At 70.5% G+C, this 19,513-nt stretch carries 18 protein-coding genes; 5 read left to right on the forward strand and 13 right to left on the reverse strand.

All coding sequences use genetic code 11. From position 1 onward, the window contains the following. The first annotated feature begins 32 nt into the window (after positions 1–32). Positions 33–980 carry a 2,3,4,5-tetrahydropyridine-2,6-dicarboxylate N-succinyltransferase gene (gene dapD, locus ACFE7W_RS03010; protein ID WP_375423280.1) on the forward strand — a complete coding sequence of 316 codons (948 nt, stop codon included), beginning with the start codon at positions 33–35 and terminating at the stop codon, positions 978–980. A gap of 4 nt (positions 981–984) precedes the next feature. Then, positions 985–1,839 (forward strand): hypothetical protein, encoded by an 855-nt coding sequence (locus ACFE7W_RS03015; protein ID WP_375423281.1) that lies wholly within the window; start codon positions 985–987, stop codon positions 1,837–1,839. 22 nt (positions 1,840–1,861) lie between these two features. Here ACFE7W_RS03015 and dapC read toward each other — a convergent pair whose 3' ends face one another. Continuing rightward, complete coding sequence (dapC, locus tag ACFE7W_RS03020) at positions 1,862–2,986, reverse strand: succinyldiaminopimelate transaminase (protein ID WP_375423282.1); 1,125 nt, start codon at positions 2,984–2,986, stop codon at positions 1,862–1,864. A 19-nt stretch (positions 2,987–3,005) separates the two neighbouring features. Continuing rightward, positions 3,006–3,332: a ferredoxin gene (fdxA, locus tag ACFE7W_RS03025; protein ID WP_375423283.1), complete on the reverse strand. Its 327-nt coding sequence runs from the start codon at positions 3,330–3,332 to the stop codon at positions 3,006–3,008. A gap of 97 nt (positions 3,333–3,429) precedes the next feature. On the opposite strand from fdxA, the gene ACFE7W_RS03030 reads away from it, so the two are divergent. Then, positions 3,430–4,449 carry a GNAT family N-acetyltransferase gene (locus ACFE7W_RS03030; RefSeq protein WP_375423284.1) on the forward strand — a complete coding sequence of 340 codons (1,020 nt, stop codon included), beginning with the start codon at positions 3,430–3,432 and terminating at the stop codon, positions 4,447–4,449. Positions 4,450–4,475: 26 nt separating this feature from the next. On the opposite strand, the gene ACFE7W_RS03035 is transcribed toward ACFE7W_RS03030, so the two are convergent. From ACFE7W_RS03035 to ACFE7W_RS03085, 11 genes are all read right to left on the reverse strand, one after another. Beyond that, complete coding sequence (locus ACFE7W_RS03035; RefSeq protein WP_375423285.1) at positions 4,476–6,047, reverse strand: VanW family protein; 1,572 nt, start codon at positions 6,045–6,047, stop codon at positions 4,476–4,478. Positions 6,048–6,211: 164 nt separating this feature from the next. After that, a complete protein-coding gene (gene mshB, locus ACFE7W_RS03040) occupies positions 6,212–7,132 on the reverse strand; it encodes an N-acetyl-1-D-myo-inositol-2-amino-2-deoxy-alpha-D-glucopyranoside deacetylase (protein WP_375423286.1) in 921 nt (306 codons plus the stop codon). Between the two features lie 42 nt (positions 7,133–7,174). Next, positions 7,175–8,191, reverse strand: a complete 1,017-nt coding sequence (locus tag ACFE7W_RS03045) for an ABC transporter ATP-binding protein (RefSeq protein ID WP_375423287.1) — start codon at positions 8,189–8,191, stop codon at positions 7,175–7,177. Then, positions 8,188–9,339 (reverse strand): ABC transporter ATP-binding protein, encoded by a 1,152-nt coding sequence (locus ACFE7W_RS03050; protein ID WP_375423288.1) that lies wholly within the window; start codon positions 9,337–9,339, stop codon positions 8,188–8,190. The genes ACFE7W_RS03045 and ACFE7W_RS03050 overlap by 4 nt, the downstream gene beginning before the upstream one ends. Positions 9,340–9,354: 15 nt before the next feature. Beyond that, positions 9,355–10,332, reverse strand: coding sequence for an ABC transporter permease (locus ACFE7W_RS03055; RefSeq protein WP_375423289.1), 978 nt, complete (start codon positions 10,330–10,332; stop codon positions 9,355–9,357). Continuing rightward, on the reverse strand, positions 10,325–11,245 hold the full coding sequence (locus ACFE7W_RS03060) for an ABC transporter permease (RefSeq protein ID WP_375423290.1): 921 nt from the start codon (positions 11,243–11,245) through the stop codon (positions 10,325–10,327). The genes ACFE7W_RS03055 and ACFE7W_RS03060 overlap by 8 nt, the downstream gene beginning before the upstream one ends. 107 nt (positions 11,246–11,352) lie before the next feature. Beyond that, positions 11,353–12,996 (reverse strand): ABC transporter substrate-binding protein, encoded by a 1,644-nt coding sequence (locus ACFE7W_RS03065; protein ID WP_375423291.1) that lies wholly within the window; start codon positions 12,994–12,996, stop codon positions 11,353–11,355. Between the two features lie 197 nt (positions 12,997–13,193). After that, a complete protein-coding gene (locus tag ACFE7W_RS03070) occupies positions 13,194–14,075 on the reverse strand; it encodes an ABC transporter permease (RefSeq protein ID WP_375423292.1) in 882 nt (293 codons plus the stop codon). After that, positions 14,075–15,010, reverse strand: coding sequence for an ABC transporter permease (locus ACFE7W_RS03075; RefSeq protein WP_375423293.1), 936 nt, complete (start codon positions 15,008–15,010; stop codon positions 14,075–14,077). Before ACFE7W_RS03075 ends, ACFE7W_RS03070 begins: the two co-directional genes overlap by 1 nt. A 2-nt stretch (positions 15,011–15,012) precedes the next feature. Further along, positions 15,013–16,176 (reverse strand): ABC transporter ATP-binding protein, encoded by a 1,164-nt coding sequence (locus tag ACFE7W_RS03080; RefSeq protein ID WP_375423294.1) that lies wholly within the window; start codon positions 16,174–16,176, stop codon positions 15,013–15,015. Between the two features lie 22 nt (positions 16,177–16,198). Beyond that, a complete protein-coding gene (locus ACFE7W_RS03085) occupies positions 16,199–17,392 on the reverse strand; it encodes a spermidine/putrescine ABC transporter substrate-binding protein (RefSeq protein ID WP_375423295.1) in 1,194 nt (397 codons plus the stop codon). 260 nt (positions 17,393–17,652) lie between these two features. On the opposite strand from ACFE7W_RS03085, the gene ACFE7W_RS03090 reads away from it, so the two are divergent. Together ACFE7W_RS03090 and ACFE7W_RS03095 are read left to right on the forward strand one after the other, a co-directional pair. Next, a complete protein-coding gene (locus tag ACFE7W_RS03090; protein WP_375423535.1) occupies positions 17,653–18,084 on the forward strand; it encodes an Lrp/AsnC family transcriptional regulator in 432 nt (143 codons plus the stop codon). After that, entirely contained in the window at positions 18,081–19,496 is a 1,416-nt protein-coding gene (locus tag ACFE7W_RS03095) for an aspartate aminotransferase family protein (RefSeq protein WP_375423296.1), read from the forward strand. Before ACFE7W_RS03090 ends, ACFE7W_RS03095 begins: the two co-directional genes overlap by 4 nt. Positions 19,497–19,513: the final 17 nt, after the last annotated feature.

Raw genomic sequence — 19,513 nt, forward strand, 5'->3', positions numbered from 1 at the left:
CCCTCCCGCCGTCACCGGTACGCTCGTGGCCCATGACGACCGACTCGGGCCGCGAGAGCCGTACCGCCTGGGGCTGGGGCCTGGCCACGGTGCACGAGACCGCAGGCGTGCTCGACACCTGGTTCCCCTCCCCCGCGCTCGGCGGACCGCCGCCCGGCCAGGAGCCGCCGGCCGCCCTCGAGGCCGCCGCCGGCACCGACGCCGACCGCGCGGTCCGCACCGCGATCGTCCGGGTGGTCATCGACCTCGACGCGCCGCCAGAGGGCACCTCCGACGTCTACCTGCGACTGCACCTGCTGAGCCACCGGCTCGCCGCGCCCCGCAGCCTGAACCTGGACGGTGTCTTCGGACAGCTGCCGAACGTCGTCTGGACGAACGCAGGGCCGTGCGCCGTCGCGGGCTTCGAGGACGTCCGGGCCCGGCTACGCGCGCGGCTGGGCCACGTCACCGTCTTCGGCGTGGACAAGTTCCCGCGAATGGTCGACTACGTGCTGCCCGCCGGCGTCCGGATCGCCGACGCCGACCGCGTCCGGCTGGGCGCCCACCTGGCCGAGGGCACGACGGTGATGCACGAGGGCTTCGTCAACTACAACGCGGGGACGCTGGGCACGTCGATGGTCGAGGGCCGCATCTCCGCCGGCGTGGTCGTCGGCCCGAGCTCCGACGTCGGCGGCGGCGCCTCGATCATGGGCACCCTGTCCGGCGGCGGGACCGAGGTCATCTCGATCGGCGAGCGCTGCCTGGTGGGGGCGAACGCCGGCGTCGGCATCGCCCTCGGGGACGACTGCGTGGTGGAGGCCGGCCTCTACGTGACCGCCGGCACCAAGGTCACGCTGCCCGGCGGCAAGGTGGTCAAGGCCCGCACCCTGTCCGGTGAGTCGAACCTGCTGTTCCTGCGGAACTCCCTCACCGGCACCATCGAGGTCCGCCGGCGGGTGGGCGTGGGGATCGAGCTGAACGCCGCACTGCACGCCAACTGAGCCGGTGACCACCCGAGCCACCCGCCGCGGGCTGGGCTGCCTGGTGCTGGCGCTGCTGCTGGTCCTCGGCGGCATCGTCGCCACCGTTGCGCTGCTGCGGGACCGCGGCGTGACCGCTCCGGTGCCCGGCCAGCAGCGCTGCGTCGCGACGGCCGGGGACCGCTCGGTCACCCTGACCCTCGAGCAGGCGCACCTGACCTCGATCATCGTCGGGCTCTCCGTGCGGCGCGGCCTGGTTCCCCGCGCCGCCTCGATCGCGATGGCCACGGTCTACCAGGAGTCGGGGATCCGCAACCTGACGGCCGGCGACCGGGACTCGGTCGGGCTGTTCCAGCAGCGTCCGTCCCAGGGCTGGGGCACCGTCACGCAGCTGCGTGACCCCTACTACGCGACGGACGCCTTCTACGACGCTCTGGTGAAGGTCAAGAACTGGGAGAGCGACGACATCACCGAGGTCGCGCAGAAGGTGCAGCGCAGCGGGTACCCCGACGCCTACCGCGACCACGAGGCTGACGGCCGGGTGCTCGCCAGCGCCCTGACCGGCAGCTCACCCGGCGGGCTCAGCTGCCTCGAACGGCAGGGCAAGCCCGGGAACGCGGACGCCCTGGTCGCCTCGATGCAGAAGACGCTCGGTCCGGTGGACCACACGAGCGAGGGAGCCACCGTGACCGTCGACGCCGGCAAGGCGCGGCGGGCGTGGGCGTACGGACATCATGCCGTCGCCAACGCCGCCCGTTACGGTGTCGCGTCGGTCACCGTCGGTGACCGCACCTGGACCAGCGACGGCGTCACCCTGGCCGCCTGGGAGGTCAACCGCACCGCGTTGCCGGCCGGCGAGGTCCGGGTCACCCTGCGCTGAAGCCCGCTTCTGCCCCGACTGGTCAGCGCGTGTGGTCGCTCGCACGACCGCCGCTGCTGACCAGCCGGGAAGCGGCGGCGGCGATCCGCTCGTCCGTCGCGGTCAGGGCGAGCCGGACGTGCTGCGCGGCGTCGGCCCCGTAGAAGTCCCCCGGTGCGGCCAGGATGCCGAGGCCGGCCAGGAAGTCCACCGACGTCCGGCAGTCCTCGTCCCGAGTGGCCCAGAGGTAGAGCGAGCCTTGCGAGTGGTCGATCCGGAATCCGGCCGCCTCCAGGGCCGGCCGCAGCACCGCCCGACGGCCGAGGTAGCGGCCGCGCTGCTCTGCGACGTGCAGGTCGTCCCCCAGCAGCACCCGCATCGCCTCCTGCACCGGTCGGGGCACGATCATCCCGACGTGCTTGCGGACGGCGAGCAGCTCCGCGACCAGCTCCGGGTCGCCGGCCACGAAGCCCGCGCGGTAGCCGGCGAGGTTGGAGCGCTTGGACAACGAGTGCAGGGCCAGCACGCCGCGGTGGTCCCCGCCACTGACCTGCGGGGCGAGCGCGGACACGGGCTCGGCCTCCCAGCCGAACTCGCCGTAGCACTCGTCGGAGGCCACGACGGCTCCCCGGGCACGCGCCTCGCGTACCCGCTCGGCCAGCACCTCGGCCGCCAGCACCTGCCCGGTCGGGTTGGAGGGGGAGTTGAGCCAGACCAGAGCGGGCCGCTCGTCGCCGAGCCCGGTGAGGTCGTCGGCCGCGACGGTCCGGCAGCCGGCCACTCGGGCGCCCACCAGGTACGTCGGGTAGGCCGTTCGCGGCACCACCACCAGGTCGTCGGGCCCCAGCCCGAGCAGGGTGGGCAGCCAGGCCACCAGCTCCTTGGTGCCGATCACCGGCAGGGTCGCGTCAGGGGCGATGCCCCCGGCTGCCCAGCGATCGTCCAGGTAGGTCGCGATCGCGGCCCGCAGCTCCGAAGTGCCCGCGACCGTCGGGTAGCCGGGACTGTCCGCCGCGGCCGCGAGCGCCTGCCGACCGAGGGCGGGCGTCGCGTCCACGGGCGTCCCGATGGACAGGTCGACGACGCCGTCGGGATGCGCGACGGCGGTGGCCTTGGCCCCCGCCAGCGTGTCCCACGGAAAGTCCGGCAGTCCGGCGGACACCCTCACGACGAGGACGCCGGGAAGGTCACTCGGGCTGCGCCTGCGGGGGCAGCGCCTCGATCAGCGCGTGGTCCTTCTCGATCACGCCGAGCTTGGCCGCCCCGCCGGGCGAGCCGAGGTCGGTGAAGAAGTCCACGTTCGCGTTGTAGTACTCCTTCCACTCCTCGGGGGTGTCGTCCTCGTAGAAGATCGCCTCGACCGGGCAGACCGGCTCGCAGGCGCCGCAGTCGACGCACTCGTCGGGGTGGATGTAGAGCATCCGCTTGCCCTCGTAGATGCAGTCGACCGGACACTCCTCGACGCACGCCCGGTCCTTCAGATCCACACAGGGCTGGGCGATGACGTACGTCACGGGTGACTCCTCGTTCGGGCTGGCGGTTGGTGCTCGCCCTAGTATCACCTCCGGCGCACACCGCACTCCACGCAGGCATACCTCAGAAACGGCCACGATGCGCAATCTGCACCCCCACGACCGGCTCCGGTCGGCGCGACCGGGCGAGCGGTGGGTCGTGCGGCACCGGCTGCCGGACGGCTCGGCCACCGACGCGGTCGGCTGGGTCGACCTGCTGGCCGACACGCACCTGCACCTCAGCACGGCCGGTGACGGCCATCGGGTCGTCGTCGAACGGGCCGACGTGCTGGCCGCCCGCCGCGTCACGGTGGCGCCCGGCGGGCCCCCGGTCGCCCGGGTGAGCCCCGAGGAGCTGGAGCGGCTCGCGCTGCCCGGCTGGCTGGCCCTGCACGACCCGCTCGGGGAGTGGACGTTGCGCTCCGGCGGCGGCTTCACCGGCCGGGCCAACAGCTGCCTCGCCGTCGGCGATCCTGGGATGCCCGTCGCCGAGGCCGCCCGTCGGATCGAGGCCTACGCGGCGCTCAACGCCATCCCGGCCCGCGCCCAGGTGGTCCAGGGTGGCGAGCCCGAGGCCGAGCTCCGGGCCCTCGGTTGGGCCGAGGACTACGTGGACACCGACGTGCTGGCCTTACGGCTGGCCGACCTGCTCGGCCGCGACCCGCCCCCGCCGGGCGTCCGGCTCACCGAGGATCTCGAGGTGGCCTGGTGGCACGCCTACGGGGAGAGCCGGCCCGGCGCCCTCGACCAGTCAGGGGCACCGGACCCCGGCCTGCTGCGGCTCATCCTGGCCGGCCACCCGCCGCGCGCCTTCGCCAGCGTCCCGGGACCCGACGGCACGCCGCAGGCCATCGCCCGGGGGCACCTCAGCGGGGACTGGCTGGGCTACGCGGCGATCTGGACGCGGCCCGAGCACCGGCAGCAGGGCCGGGCGAGCCGGATGATGGCCGTCCTCGGGCACTGGGCCGCCCGCCGCGGCGCCCGGTACGCCTACCTCCAGGTGGCCACCGCGAACGGCGCCGCCCGGTCCGCGTACGAGCGGATGGGCTTCACCCTGCACCACCGGTACCGCTACCTGGCCCCGGCCTCGGCCCGGACCGTTGTCACGTCCGAGGCGTAGTCGCCTCGGAAGTGTCAACACCGATTTCAGTCGCAGCGGATCCGGTCGGTGGGCCCGTAGCGCCAGGAGAAGTTCTGCCGCTTGGCGACCTGGCCGTCACGGTAGAACAGCCGGGCGTAGCTGACGTCGAAGCCCTGGGCCGGCACCTGGGGCTCGCACGAGGCGGAGTCGTCGACGAGGTCGCGACCGGTGGTGAAGTTCGACTTCTGCGGCGTCGTCGAGGTGACCTTGTCCCAGGTCTTGGTCGACCACATGGTGACGGTGATCGAGCCGCGTCGGCTGGGCGTCGCCCTGGTCACCTCTGCCGCCACGAGCACGCCGTAGCGGGTGTCGTTTCCGAACTCCATGTCCAGGTTCGGCCAGGCCACGGTGGCCTCGCGGCCGGGCGGGTAGCGGTCGATGTAGAGGGTGTGCGGCTCATGCTCGATGTCGGTCAGTCCAGCGAAGAACATGGCGTTGTAGGTCGTGGTCGCGCTCTGGGACACCCCGCCGCCGAGCTCCCGCTTGAACTTGCCGCCGGAGATGATGAAGCCCTCGGTGAAGCCGTTCGCCCTGGTCCGCTCGCCCACCACCTTGTTCAACGAGAACGTCTTGCCCGGCCGCACGACGGTGCCGTTGATCAGCTCGGCCGCGCGGCCGATGTTGACGTTGCGGTACTCCGCGTACGGGAAGTAGGTGGTGAACTCACCCGTCACCTCGGTGATGCCCAGGGCCTTGGCGTCGGCGGTGGAGAACGCGGCCTTCGCCCCCGTCAGCTCCACCGTCGCGGTCCGCTCGGAACCGTCTTTGGTCAGCACCGGCTCGACCGCCGCGGCCAGGGCCGAGGCGGAGACCTCGGTGCCGTCGACGGCGGGCACGACTTTCGGCTCACCGCCCACCAGCCGGACTCGTGCGTCGCGCGGACGGCTGGAGACGACGGTCCGCAACGCCGGCTCGGCCGCCTTCCGCAGGGCGTCGGCGTCCAGGGAGGCGGCCAGGGTGCCGTCCTTGGCCGGGAAGGTGAGGGCGGTCCGGATCATGGCGGGGGTCACCGAGAAGCGGCCGGCGTCCCCGGCCCGCACCCGGACGGGGCCGCTGAGCGCCGGCTGGGCGACGGCCGTCCGGACCTGCTCGGCCTCGGCCGTGGTCACCGCGGGGTCGGTCGCGGCGACCGGCAGGGCCACGGGTGCCTCGCCCAGCCAGCCATCGACCAGCGCCGCGGCCGCCGCGGGCTGCTGCAGCTCGAGGCCGGTGCGTCCCTTCGTCACCCGGTAGGACCCGTCCCGCAGGGCCAGGCCGGCGTCGGACGGGCGCCGGTCCACCCGGGTGGCCACCCCCTGGACCGCCGCGTCCAGCCGGGGCTGGTCGACCGTCGCCACCGCCGCCGTGGCCGCGCTGCCGCCGAGGAGGACCAGCGCGATGTGGCGCGGGCTCCAGCTGGAGCCGCCACCCACGGCCCGGACGCTGGCGGCGTAGTCGACGCCGAGCCCGGCGTCGGCGGGAACCAGCGTGGTCGTGGTCGTACCGGCCGTCACCGGGTGCGGAGCGTCGATCCTGGGAGCGAGCTGGTCGGTCAGCCGCTGCTGGGCCGCGGCGGGGCTGAGCCCCCCGACGGCCACCCCGGACACCGCGGCGTCGGCCGGCAGCCTGTGACCCGCCAGCAGGTGGCCGAGCAGGTAGAGCGCGGCGACCGCCCCGAGAACGACCGCACCGGCGCGGAGCGCGCGCCGGCGGCGTCGACCGTCCGGTCGGGCGGTTGGGGCGGGAACCGTGGTGGACAGGGTCAGACCAGGCCGGCGAAGAGGTCGTCGGCCCAGCCGTCGGCGGCCGGGAAGGGGACGCCGGCCACGAACCGGTAGTACTCGTGCCCCCACATCTGGTCCCCCAGCGCCTTGCCGGCGGCGAAGAAGGGGCCGTCCTCGGTGATCTGGGTGGCGTGGGCCCGCATCGCCTTGAGCTTGGCCTCCACGTACTCCTCGCCGCTGATCTCAGCGGCGATGTCGGCGTCGGCGGACACCATCGGCAGGTCCGGGTTGTCGACGTCCCAGTCGGCGAAGGTCTCGGTGTCACCAGAGGCCCGCAGCGCCTCGATGCCCTGCCGCATCCGCTCGCGGCTCATCGTGTTCCAGAGCACCCGCGGCACCGACCACGCCTCGCCGAGGTCGGGCCGGTACGTGGGCACACCCGCCAGCAGGTAGCCGTACATCGCCACCCGGTGCGCCTGCACGTGGTCGGGGTGGCCGTAGCCGCCGATCTCGTTGTAGGTGAGGAGGACGTGCGGGCGCCGGTCGCGGATCAGCGCCACCAGCTCGTTCGACGCGGCGGTCAGGTCGGCGGTCCAGAAGATCCCGTCCCGCAGCACGTCGCGGGCGATCGCCCGCCGCCTGTCGTCGTAGGCCATCCCGGAGTCGCGGTAGCCGAAGTCGCCGCCCAGCCGGACGAAGTCGGTGACCCCGAGCGCGTCCATGGCCTGCTCCAGCTCGCCCAGCCGGTGCGGGCCGAGGAGGTCGTCGTGGTCGGCGCCGAGGTGCTCCAGCTCGGGGACGAGGACCTCGCCCTCCTCGCCCAGGGTGCAGGTCACCAGCGTGACCAGCGCCCCCTCCGCGGCGTAGCGGGCCATCGTGACGCCGTTGCCGATCGTCTCGTCGTCGGGGTGGGCGTGGACCAGCATCAGCCGCCGGTCCGCAGTAGCGGTCGAAGTCACCGCGCCAGCCTATGCGGAGCCGCGCCTCGAGCGACCCATGTCCTAGCTGCCGACCAGCGACATCGGGGCAGCGAAGTGGCAGGCCGAGTCGTGCGCGGAGACGCCGTCTGGACGTGGCTCCAGCAGCGGCACGTCGACACTGCACTTCTCGGCCGCCTTGAAGCAGCGGGTGTGGAACCGGCACCCCGACGGCGGGTTGGCCGGGCTGGGCACGTCGCCGGTCAGCTTGATCTGCTGCCGGCTGCTCCGCAACGTCGGGTCGGGTACCGGGACCGCGGAGAGCAGCGCCTGGGTGTACGGGTGGGTGGGCCGGGAGTAGATCTGGTCCTCGTCGCCGATCTCCACCAGGTTGCCCAGGTACATCACGCCGACCCGGTCGGAGATGTGCCGGACCACCGACAGGTCGTGGGCGATGAAAACGTACGCCAGTCCCAGCTCGTCCTGCAGCCGTTCCAGCAGGTTCACCACCTGGGCCTGGACGCTGACGTCCAGCGCCGAGACCGGCTCGTCGCAGATCAGCACCTTGGGGTTGAGGGCGACGCCCCGGGCGATCCCGATCCGCTGCCGCTGGCCGCCGGAGAACTGGTGCGGGTAGCGGTTGATGTGCTCGGGGTTCAGCCCGACCAGGTCGAGCAGCTCCTGCACCTTGCGCCGCCGGCTGCCCCGCACCACGACGTCGGGGTGGATGTCGAACGGCTCGCCGATGATGTCGCCGACCGTCCGGCGCGGGTTGAGCGAGGTGTACGGGTCCTGGAAGACGATCTGGATGTCGCGACGCAGCCGGCGCATCGCCGCGCCCCGTTGGGTGTACATGTCGACACCGTCGAAGGTGAGGTTGCCGGCCGTCGGCTCCTCCAGCCGCATCAGCAACCGGCCCAGCGAGGACTTGCCGCAGCCGGACTCCCCGACGATGCCGAGGGTCTCCCCCCGGTGCAGCTCGAACGAGACCCCGTCCACGGCCTTGACGTGCCCCACGGTCCGGCGCAGCACGCCGGCCCGGATGGGGTAGTGCTTGACCAGACCCTCGGCCTTGAGGATCACCTCACCGGTCGTGCTCATCGACGGTCCCCCTCGTTCGGCATCGCCGTCGCCCCGGCGCTGGGCTCCAGCTCGTCAGCCGCCGGGTCGGGCTGGACGACCCCGTCGAGGGTCCCCTTCGTGACCTCCGCCGTGCCGGCCAGTACCTCTTCCGCGAAGTGGCAGGCGCTGCGCCAGCGGTGGCCGATCTCACGCAGCGGCGGCGGCGGGTCGACCCGGCAGACGTCAGCCGCGTACCGGCAGCGCGGGTTGAACGAGCAGCCGGCCGGGATCCGCGTCAGGTTCGGGGGCAGCCCGCCGATGGCGGCGAGCTGGGTCCCTTTCTGGTCCAGCCGCGGGATCGACTCGAGCAGACCCTTGGAGTACGGGTGGCCGGGCCGGGCGTAGAGGTCGTAGACGTCGGCGTGCTCGACGATCCGGCCCGCGTACATGACGGCGATCCGGTCGGCGACGTCGGCGACGACGCCGAGGTCGTGGGTGATCAGGATGAGCCCCATCTTGCGCTCCTCCTGCAGCTCCGACAGCAGGTCCATGATCTGGGCCTGCACCGTGACGTCGAGGGCGGTGGTGGGCTCGTCGGCGATCAGCACGGCCGGGTCGAGCGCGATGGCCATGGCGATCATGATCCGCTGCCGCATCCCGCCGGAGAACTGGTGGGGGAAGGCCTTGACCCGCTGCCGGGCGCCCGGGATCGACACCCGCTCCATCAGCCGGACGGCCTGCTCCTGGGCGTCGGTCTTGTTCATCCCGCGGTGGATGCGGAACATCTCCCCGATCTGCCAGCCCACGGTGAACACCGGGTTCAGCGAGCTGAGGGCATCCTGGAAGACCATCGAGATCTCCGGCCCCCGGATGCCACGACGCTGCTCCTCCGGCATGGTCAGCAGGTCCTGGCCGCAGTAGCGGATCTCACCGCCGGTCACGAAGCCGGGCGGGGAGTCGACGATGCCCATCACCGCCTGTGCCGTCACCGACTTGCCCGAGCCGGACTCGCCGAGGATGGCCAGCGTCTCGCCCTCGTGCAGCTCGAAGTTGACCCCGTTGATGGCCTTCGCCACTCCCTCGTGGGTGCGGAACTCGACGTGGAGGTCGTCCACGGCCAGCAGCAGGCCGTCCTGGGCGGAGTAGCGGCTGCCGCTCAGCTTCTCGGCCTGGGTCGCCTGCGCCATGTGGGTCCCTTCTTCCTAGCGGAGCTTCGGGTCGATGGCGTCGCGGACCGCGTCGCCCAGCATGATGAACGCCAGCACCGTGGCCGACAGGAAGATCGACGGGAACAGCAGCATGTTGGGTGCCGCCCGCACCAGCCCGATCGAGGAGGCGTTGGAGATGTCGATGCCCCACGAGACCGCCGGCGGCCGCAGCCCGATGTTCAGGAACGACAGGGTGGCCTCGACGGAGATGAACACCCCGAGGTTGAGCGTGGAGATGACGATGACCGGCGCGACCGCGTTGGGCAGGATGTGCTGGACGATCAGCCGGAACGGCGAGCCGCCGAGGGCGCGGGCTGCGGTCACGTAGTCGTTCGGCTTCACCTGCAGCACCGACGAGCGCATCAGCCGCGCCACGCTGGGCCAGCCGAACACCGCAATGACCAGGACGATCTTGCCGACCTGCTGCCACAGCGGGGTCTCCAGGCCGTTGGGAAAGACGTAGAGGAAGAGGATGCCGCCCAGCAGCAGCGGGATCGCGAAGAAGATCTCCCCCACCCTGGACAGCACCGCGTCCAACCAGCCCCCGTAGAAGCCCGACAGGAGGCCGGCGACCACCCCGACCACCGCGGTGACCAGCGAGGAGAAGATGCCCACCAGGATGGAGGCCCGGGCGCCGTAGATCGTCCGGGCGTACACGTCGTAGCCGAGGGCGGTGGTGCCGAAGGCGTGCTTCTCCGACGGTCCCTGGCGTGCCTCGCTGAGCACGGCGTAGGTCGGGTCGACCGAGGTGAACAGGCCCGGGGCCACCGCCATCACCAGCAGCACCAGGATCAGCACCGCCGCGATCCAGAACATCGGGTTGTGCCGCAGGTCGCGCCAGGCGTCGGAGGCCAGAGAGGCGGGCTTGCCGTAGTCGCTCTGGGCCGGACCCGGCGGCGGAGCGTTCGACGGCAGCGTCGAGCCGTCGCCGTCCGATCCGCTGCGGGCCTGGCCCACCAGGCTGTCAGTCATTGCTGATCCTCGGGTCCAGGACGCCGTAGAGCACGTCGACGAGCAGGTTCACCAGCAGGTAGACCAGCACGAGGCAGGTCACCGTGCCGACGACGATCGTGCCGTCCTTGAGGGTGATGCCGCGGTACAGGTAGCCACCGATGCCGTTGATGTTGAAGATCCGCTCCGTCACCACCGCGCCGCCCATCAGGGCGCCGACGTCGGTGCCGATGAAGGTGATCACCGGGATCAGGGAGTTGCGGAGGGTGTGCACGCCCACGGTCCGCGTCGGCGTGAGGCCCTTGGCCTTGGCGGTACGGACGTAGTCGCTGCCCAGGTTCTCCACCAGCGTGGCCCGCATCAGCCGCGCCACGTAGGCCAACGACAGGGCGCCGAGCACGATGCCGGGCAGGATCAGCTGGCCGATGGTCCCCTGGGTCGCGGTCACCGGGAAGAGGCCCAGCCGCAGGCCGAAAACGAGCTGCGCCAGGCCGCCGATCACGAAGACCGGGATGGAGATCACCACCAGGCTGGAGAGGGTGACCAGGTAGTCGAGGAACCGGCCCTTGCGGATGCCGGCCAGCACGCCGGCGACGATACCCACGACCGCCTCCAGCAGCACCGCGATCAGAGCGAGCTTGATGGTCGTGGGGAACCGGGTGAGCAGGTCCTGGGCCACCGACGCCCCGCTGAACGAGGTGCCGAGGTCTCCGTGGAGCAGCCGGCCGACGTAGTGGCCGTACTGCACCAGGATGGGCCGGTCGAGGTAGTTGTCGGCTCGGAACTTGGCGACGTAGGCGGGGGGGCACGGCCGCTGGCCGCACCGTCCGCCGACCGGGTCGCCCAGGGCGAAGACCATGACGAAGATCAGGAAGGTCGACCCGATGATCACCGGGACCATCTGCAGCAGTCGTCGAGCGATGTAGGCCGGCACGCCACCCCCCTGTCGTTGGTGCTCTGTCGTCGGTCTTGGGGCCCATCATGGGCCGGAGCGCCGACGGCCGGTCACGGGGTTGCCCGTGACCGGCCGCCGGGTCTAGCTCACTTGACCGTGATCGAGCTCAGGTCAGGCGTGCCGAACGGCGTGATCTTGACGTTGTCCACCTTGGTGGACCAGCCGAACGTGGCCTTCTTGTAGTCGATCGGCGCGGTCGGGAAGTCCTCGCCCAGCTTGGCCTCGGCCTGCTGGTAGAGGGCGTTGGCCTCGTCCGGGGTGCCGGCCGCGGCAGCCTGCTGCAGCAGGGAGTTGAAGTCGGGGCTGGCGTACTCGGAGTAGTTGCTGTCCGCGCCCTTGCCGTAGATCGGGGCCAGGAAGTTCTCGATCGACGGGTAGTCCATCTGCCAGGCGGACCGGAAGATGCCCTTGTAGTCCCCGCTGTCGAGGCCCTTGTTGAAGGTCGCGAAGTCGTTGACCGAGTTGAGCCGGCAGTCCACCCCGAGGGCGTTCTTGATCGAGTTGCAGACGGCCTCCCCTGCCTGGGCGTTGCCCGCACCGTCCACGTTGGTCGTGTAGGTCAGCGTGCCCTTGTAGCCGCCGGCGGCGTCGAAGGCCGCCTTGGCCTTGGCCGCGTCGAAGGTGCAGGCGTCACCGCAGGCGCCGGCCTTGTAGCCGTCCACGGCCGGGGGCACCCAGCCGGTGGCCGGGGTCCGGGTGCCGTTGAACACCGTCTGGGTGATGCCCGCCCGGTCGATGGCCATCGAGATCGCCTTGCGCAGCGCCGGGTTGTCCTTCAGCTGGGGGTCGTTCGGTGAGAAGGTGACCCAGTCGTTGCCACCGATCTCGCGCTGGCCGTTGCGGCCGTCCAGGTCGGTCTTGTACTGGTCCCCGATCAGCTGGTCCGGCGGGATGGCGTCCACCACGTCGAGGTTGTTGGCCACCACGTCGTTGTAGGCCGCGGACGGGTCCTGGTAGACGCGGAAGGTGACCTTGTCGACCTTGGCCGGGGCGACACCCTTGTAGTCGGCGTTCTTGCTGAGCACCGTCTCGGTCGAGGAGATGCTGTCGACCTTGAACGGGCCGGCACCGATCGGCTTCTTGGCGAACGCGTCGGGATCGGCGAAGAAGGACGGCGGCTGCGGCGAGAAGGCGGAGTAGCCCAGCCGCGTGGTCAGGTTGGAGACCTTGTCCGTCGTCTTGATGGTGAACGTGGTGTCGTCGACGACCTTGAGGCCGGAGAGGGTCTTGGCCTTCGGCTTCTGCTTGCAGTCCGCGTCGGGGCAGCTGACGTCGCCGATGCCGGCGAAGGCGGAGAAGAAGTACGAGCCGGCCTGGCCGTTGGGGCCGTAGGCCGTGTAGTTCCACGCGTCCACGAAGCTCTTCGCGTCGACGGGGCTGCCGTCGGTGAACGTCAGGCCCGGCTTCAGCTTGACGGTGAAGTTCTGGTTGTCCTTGCTCTCGATCGACTGCGCGAGGTCCATCTCCGCGGCCGCCGTGTCGGAGTTGTAGTGCACCAGCTTGGCGGTGAAGGCGTCGATGATGTTGCCACCGCAGGTCTCGGAGGTGTTCCCCGCGATGAGCGGTGCCTCCGGGGTGCAGCCGTTGATGGTGATCTCGCCACCGCCGGCACCGCCGCCCGCGCTCGTGCTGGCCTCAGGGGTGTTGCCGCCACCGCCGCCGCACGCCGACGCCACCAGGGCGATCGTCGTGAGGCCGGCCGCAGCCATTGCGCGAGTGCGTCCTCGCATGCTCATCCTCCACAGAAAGTGTTGCGCCCCTCGAGAGGCGTCGAAGGCGGACTCCAGTTCGCGGCCCGCGCCGGGGTCAAGTCTTAGATCACCGGGCAGACAACTGCAAGTCTTGCCGCTGTTGCCCGCTGGACACGCAACATGATTGTGACGTGGGGCCTCCGGGCAGGAAACGCACCGTCACAGGCCCGGCAGCCTCACCGGCTGCGGCGCTCGCTGACCATCCGGCCGGCGACGGTCAGCAGCAGGGCGACGAGCAGCATGGCCGTGCCGATCACGTTGATCTGCGGCGGCAGCGCCTTCTTGGCCGCACCCCAGACGAACATCGGGAAGGTGACCTCGGAGCCGGAGTTGAAGTTGGTGATGATGAAGTCGTCGAAGGACAGCGAGAACGACAGCAGAGCGGCGCCGACGATCCCCGGCATGATCAACGGCAGGGTGATCCGGATGAACGTCTGCACCCGGTTGGCGTAGAGGTCCTGCGCCGCCTGCTCGAGCCTCGGGTCGAGCCCGACCAGCCGGGCCTTCACCGTGACGACGACGAAGCTCATGCAGAAGACCGTGTGGGCGATCCAGATGGTGGTCTGGCCCAGCGGGAAGCCCATCCCGACGAAGAGCACCAGCAGCGACGAGCCGGCGACGACCTCGGGGGTGGCCATCGGCACGAAGATCAACACGTTGGCCAACCCCTTGCCGCGGAACTCGTGCCGGACCAGGGCGAACGCGGCGAGCGTTCCGAGCACCGTGGCGGCGAGGGTGGCGAGCACGGCGATCTTGAGGCTGAGCCCCAGGGCGCCGCACATCCCCTCCACGCTGCACGGGTGCGCCCAGGCGTCGAGGGAGAACTTCGTCCAGGTGTAGTTGAACGAGCCCTCCGGCTTGTTGAACGAGAAGACCACCACGACGACGATCGGGATGAAGAGGTAGACCAGCGCCAGCACCCCGAACAGGGTGACCAGGTGGTCGCGGACCCAACGTCCGGTCCGGCCCTTGATCTTGCGCCGAGGCGGGTCGGCCGGGGCCTGCTTGCTCGGCCTGGCCTCCTGCGGCGGGTCGCTCGGCTTGGTGAGCACGGCCATCAGACGAGGTCCTCCGTTCCGGCCCTGCGGACGTAGTAGACGACGAGGACCACGATGGCCACCATCAGCGAGATCGACAGGGCGGCGGCGTGGTTGTAGTCGCGGACCCGCAGGAACAGGGCGTCGATCACGTTGCCCGACATCGACTCGCGCATCGAGCCGAGGAAGGTGGCGTTGATGTAGTCCCCGGTCGCGGGGATGAAGGTGAGCAGCGTGCCCGAGACCACCCCGGGCAGCGAGAGCGGCCAGGTGATCTTCCAGAAGCCGGCCCAGGCACTGGCGTACAGGTCGCCGGAGGCCTGGATGAGCGAGCGGTCCTGCTTCTCCAGCGAGGCGTAGAGCGGCAGCGTCATGAAGGGCAGGAAGTTGTAGGTGAGGCCCAGGATCACCGCGAGCGGTGTGGCCAGCACTCGGCCGTCGCTGGTCAGGCCCACCGCGTCGGAGAGGCTGAGGAAGCCGATCCCGTGCAGGAAGCCCACCACCGGCCCGTCGTCGGCCAGCACGGTGGTCCAGGCCAACGTCCTGATCAAGAAGCTGGTGAAGAACGGCGCGATGATCAACACCAGCATCAGCGGCCGCACCCGGTCGCCCACCTTGAACGCGATCGTGTAGGCCAGCGGGTAGGCGATCAGCAGCGCCAGCAAGGTGGAGACGGCGGCGTAGCCGAAGGAGCGCAGGAACTGCGGCCAGTAGTCGACCCAGACCTCGCGGTAGTTGCCGAACGCCCAGCTGAACGTGTAGCCCTCCTCCAGACCGCCGCTGGTGAGCGAGCTGTTGATCTGGCTGAGCAGAGGCAGCAGGAAGAAGACGATCAGGGCCAGGGCCAGCGGCAGCAGCAGGAAGTACGGCGTGAGCTTGCTGGAGCGGGCGCCGCTCGCCCCGTCGCTGGTGCCGGTGCTCTGGCCGACCGCCGGCCCGACCGGAGCAGCCGCCACGCTCACGAGGCGACCTCCGCGGCCTCGGCCTCGATCCAGGCGCCCTCGTGCAGGCCGAAGGTGTGCTCGGGGTGCCAGTGCAGGCTGACCTGCTCGCCGACCTGGCGGATCCGGGTGGCGCTGTTCTGGCTGAACACCGCCACCTCCTCCTCGGCGTCGGCGACCGCACGCACCACGTACTGGGTGGAGACGCCGATGAACGAGGCGTCGATGATCGTGCCGTCGATGGTGTTCATCCCGCTGGGGGCCTGGCCGAGGTCGGCCATCGAGATCTTCTCCGGCCGCACGCCCGCCTCGACCGCGGTGCCGCTGGCCGACAGCCGGTCGGCCGGCATCGTGAGCCGGACGCCGTGGAAGTCCACGGCCACCGTCGAGGCGTCCCGGCTGATCACGTTGACGCTGAGCAGGTTGGTCTGGCCGAGGAAGCCGGCCACGAACGCCGAGCGCGGGTTCTCGTACAGCTCGACGGGTGCCCCGACCTGCTCGACCTTGCCCTTGTTCAGCACCGCGATGGTGTCGGCCATGGTCATGGCCTCCTCCTGGTCGTGGGTGACGTGGATGAAGGTGATACCGACCTCGCCCTGGATCCGCTTCAGCTCCAGCTGCAGCTGACGCCGCAGCTTGAGGTCCAACGCGCCGAGCGGCTCGTCCAGCAGCAGCACCTTCGGCTTGTTGACCAGGGCCCGGACCACCGCGATCCGCTGCTGCTGGCCACCGGAGAGCTGGGTGGGCTTGCGCTTGGCCAGGTGCGACATCTCCACCAGCTCGAGCATCTCGTTGACCCGGCGGTCGATGTCGGGCTCCCTGCGCCGCCGCAGGCCGAACGCGACGTTCTCGAAGATCGTCATGTGCGGGAAGAGCGCGTAGCTCTGGAAGACGGTGTTCACCGGCCGCTGGAACGGGCGCAGGTGCGAGATCTCGGCGCCGCCGATGCGGATCTCGCCGGACGTCGGCTCCTCCAGCCCGGCCACCATCCGGAGCGTGGTCGTCTTGCCGCAGCCGGACGGGCCCAGCAGCGCGAAGAAGCTGCCCTCGGGCACGGCGAGGTCGATGTCGTCCACCGCGCGGAAGCTGCCGTAGTGCTTGTGCAGGCCGCGGATGTCGAGGCCGCTACCCTCCTCGCCGGGCAGGGCCTGCGCGGGCGCGGCCGTCTGGGTCGCCGTCATGGCCGCAGGCCCCCGTCAGCCCTCATGCTCCGGTCAACTTCGCGAACGCACGGTTGCATCGGTTCTCCTCTTCCTCGGTCAGCCCCATGAACACCTGGGCCTTGGCCAGCGTCTTGTCGTCGGGGAAGACCAGCGGGTTGGCCAGCAGGTCCGGGTCGTAGTCCTCCATCACCTTCGCCGTGCCGTCGACGGGGGTGATGTAGTTGATGTAGTCCTCCGACTGCGCCGCGATCTCCGGGTCGTAGTAGAAGTTGATCAAGGTCTCCGCGTTCTTCTTGCGGGTGCTGCGGATCGGAGCCACGAAGTTGTCGCTCCAGATGGTGCAGCCGGCGTCCGGCACCACGAAGCCGAGGTCGGGGGTGTCGGCCTGCAGGCTGACCACGTCTCCGGTCCAGCCGACGCAGGCGGCCACGTTGCCCTGGGCGAGGTCGGAGCCGTAGTCGTTGCCGGTGAAGCGGCGGATCTGACCCGAGTCGACGGCGGTCTGCAGCTTGGCGATCGCGGCGTCAAACTGGGCGAAGGTGAAGTCGGAGCAGTCGTAGCCGAGGTCCATCATCGTGAGCCCGACGGTGTCGCGCATCTCTGTCAGCAGGGTCACCTTGCCGCGCAGGGCCGGGTCGGTGAGCAGCTGGTCCATCGAGGTGATCTTGCGGCCGCCGGTGGCCGCCGGGTTGACCGCGATGCCGGCCAGGCCCGACTGCCAGGTGACCGAGTACTTGCGGCCGGGGTCGTAGCTGACGTTGCGGAGGTCCTCGCGCAGGTTCTTCAGGTTCGGCATCTGCGCGTGGTCGAGCTCGGTCAGGAAGCCCAGCCGGATGAGCTTGCCGACCATCCAGTCGGTGACCACGAACAGGTCCGCCGCGATCGCCTGGCCGCCCGTGAGCTGCGGCTGGATCTTGGCGAAGTACTCGTCGTTGTCGTTGACATCCTCGGTGTAGGCGACCTTGATCCCGGTCTTCTTGGTGAACAGCTCCAGCGTCGTCGGATCCTTCGAGCCGTCCTCGGCCACGTCGATGTAGAAGGGCCAGTTCGACCAGTTCAGCGTCTTGTCGCTCGCGGAGGTGTCCTTCACCGGGGTGTAGTCGGCCACCTTGATGCCCGGGATCCCGCAACCGGAGAGCGTCGCACCCGCCGCGAGCCCGGCGCCGGCCAGACCCGCCCCGCGCAGGAACGAGCGTCGACTGACCGGGCCCCGCCGTTCTCCAGATCCAGCCAAGGGTTCCCCTCACTTCGTAACCGGTCCTACGTTTATCGCAGTAGGGAGACGGTTTGGCAAGGCATCCGGTGTTACTTCTGCGTTTCTGCTACGGATCCGCTTGCCTTGGCCACGAGGGGAGGGTCATCATCGAGGACGTGAGCAGTCTCGGTGTCGAACCGGTCATGCCGGCTCCCCCCCACCCGGAGCAGGCCGGCCTGCTGACCGCCGTCCCGTCGAGAACCGTCGACGCCGACCGGGCTCCGGTGCACCTCGACGACATCGCGAAGGCGATCATCGAGCAGCTGCAGCAGGACGGCCGTCGCTCCTACGCCAGGATCGCCGCGGCGGTCGGCCTGTCCGAGGCAGCCGTCCGGCAGCGGGTCGCGCGGCTGACCGAGGCCGGGGTGATGCAGATCGTCGCGGTGACCAACCCGCTGCAGCTCGGCTTCCGGCGGCAGGCGATGTTGGGGCTCAAGGCCGAGGGCCGGCTCGAGCCGGTCGTCGAGGCGCTCGCCGCGATGCCGGCGGTGGACTACGTGGTGGTCACCGCGGGCTCGTTCGACGTGCTGGCCGAGGTGGTGTGCGAGGACGACGACCACCTGCTGGCCCTGCTGGAGAACGAGATCCGCACCATCCCCGGCGTCCGCTCGTGCGAGTCCTTCGTCTACCTGAAGCTGTCCAAGCAGACCTACCAGTGGGGAACCCGATGACCAGCCCGAACCCGACCCTCGACGGCGTGACCGACCACGGCCTGGCCGAGCCCTCCCCGCACGGCACGAACGCGGCCGAGCACCTGTGGATGCACTTCACCCGGATGTCGAGCTACGCCGACAAGCCGGTGCCCACCATCGCCCGCGGTGAGGGCGCCTACGTCTGGGACACCAACGGCAGGAAGTACCTGGACGCCCTGTCCGGGCTGTTCGTGGTGCAGGCCGGCCACGGCCGGGCCGAGCTGGCCGAGGTGATGGCCGAGCAGGCACGCACGCTGGCGTTCTTCCCGATCTGGTCCTACGCCCACCCCAAGGCGGTCGAGCTGGCCGACCGGCTGGCCGCCGAGGCGCCGGGGGACCTGAACAAGGTCTTCTTCGCCACCGGCGGCGCCGAGGCCGTCGAGACCGCCTGGAAGGTGGCCAAGCAGTACTTCCGGCTCACCGGGCGGCCCGGGAAGTACAAGGTCATCTCCCGCGCCATCGCCTACCACGGCACCACCCAGGGTGCCCTCTCGATCACGGGCATCCCGCCCTTCAAGGCGCCGTTCGAACCGCTCGTCCCGGGCAGTCACCGCGTGCCGAACACGAACTTCTACCGCGCACCGGAGCCGGTCGCGATGGATGAGAAGGCGTTCGGGCTGTGGGCCGCCAACCGGGTCGAGGAGGCCATCCTCGAGGAGGGCCCGGACACCGTGGCGGCCGTCTTCGTCGAGCCGGTGCAGAACGCGGGCGGCTGCTTCCCGCCGCCGCCCGGCTACTTCGAGCGGCTGCGCGAGATCTGCGACACCTACGACGTGCTGCTGGTCTCCGACGAGGTCATCTGCGCCTACGGCCGGTTGGGCACCATGTTCGGCGCCCAGAAGTTCGGCTACCAGCCCGACATCATCACCAGCGCGAAGGGCCTGACCTCCGGCTACTCCCCCCTGGGCGCGACGCTGATCTCGGACCGGGTCTTCGAGCCGTTCAGCCACGGCGACACCGTCTTCCCGCACGGCTACACCTTCGGCGGCCACCCGGTCTCCTGCGCGGTGGCGCTGGCCAACCTCGACCTTTTCGAGCGCGAGGACCTGCTGGGCAACGTGCTCCGCAACGAGAACGCCTTCCGCCGGACCCTGGAAAAGCTGCTCGACCTGCCCATCGTGGGCGACGTCCGTGGCGATGGCTACTTCTACGGGATCGAGCTGGTCAAGGACAAGAACACCAAGGAGACCTTCGACGCGGCCGAGTCCGAGCGGATCCTGCGCGGCTACGTCTCGGGCGCCCTCTACGAGAACGGCATCTACTGCCGGGCCGACGACCGGGGGGACCCCGTCATCCAGGTCGCCCCCATGCTCATCTCCGACCAGGCCATTTTCGACGAGATCGAGCAGAAGCTCCGTTACGTCCTCACCGAGGCCTGGTCCCTGGTCTAGACGCGTCCCGCGCTCGT

Origin of the sequence: uncultured Friedmanniella sp. (genome assembly GCF_964244285.1) — a bacterium.
Taxonomy (GTDB): Bacteria; Actinomycetota; Actinomycetes; order Propionibacteriales; family Propionibacteriaceae; genus Microlunatus.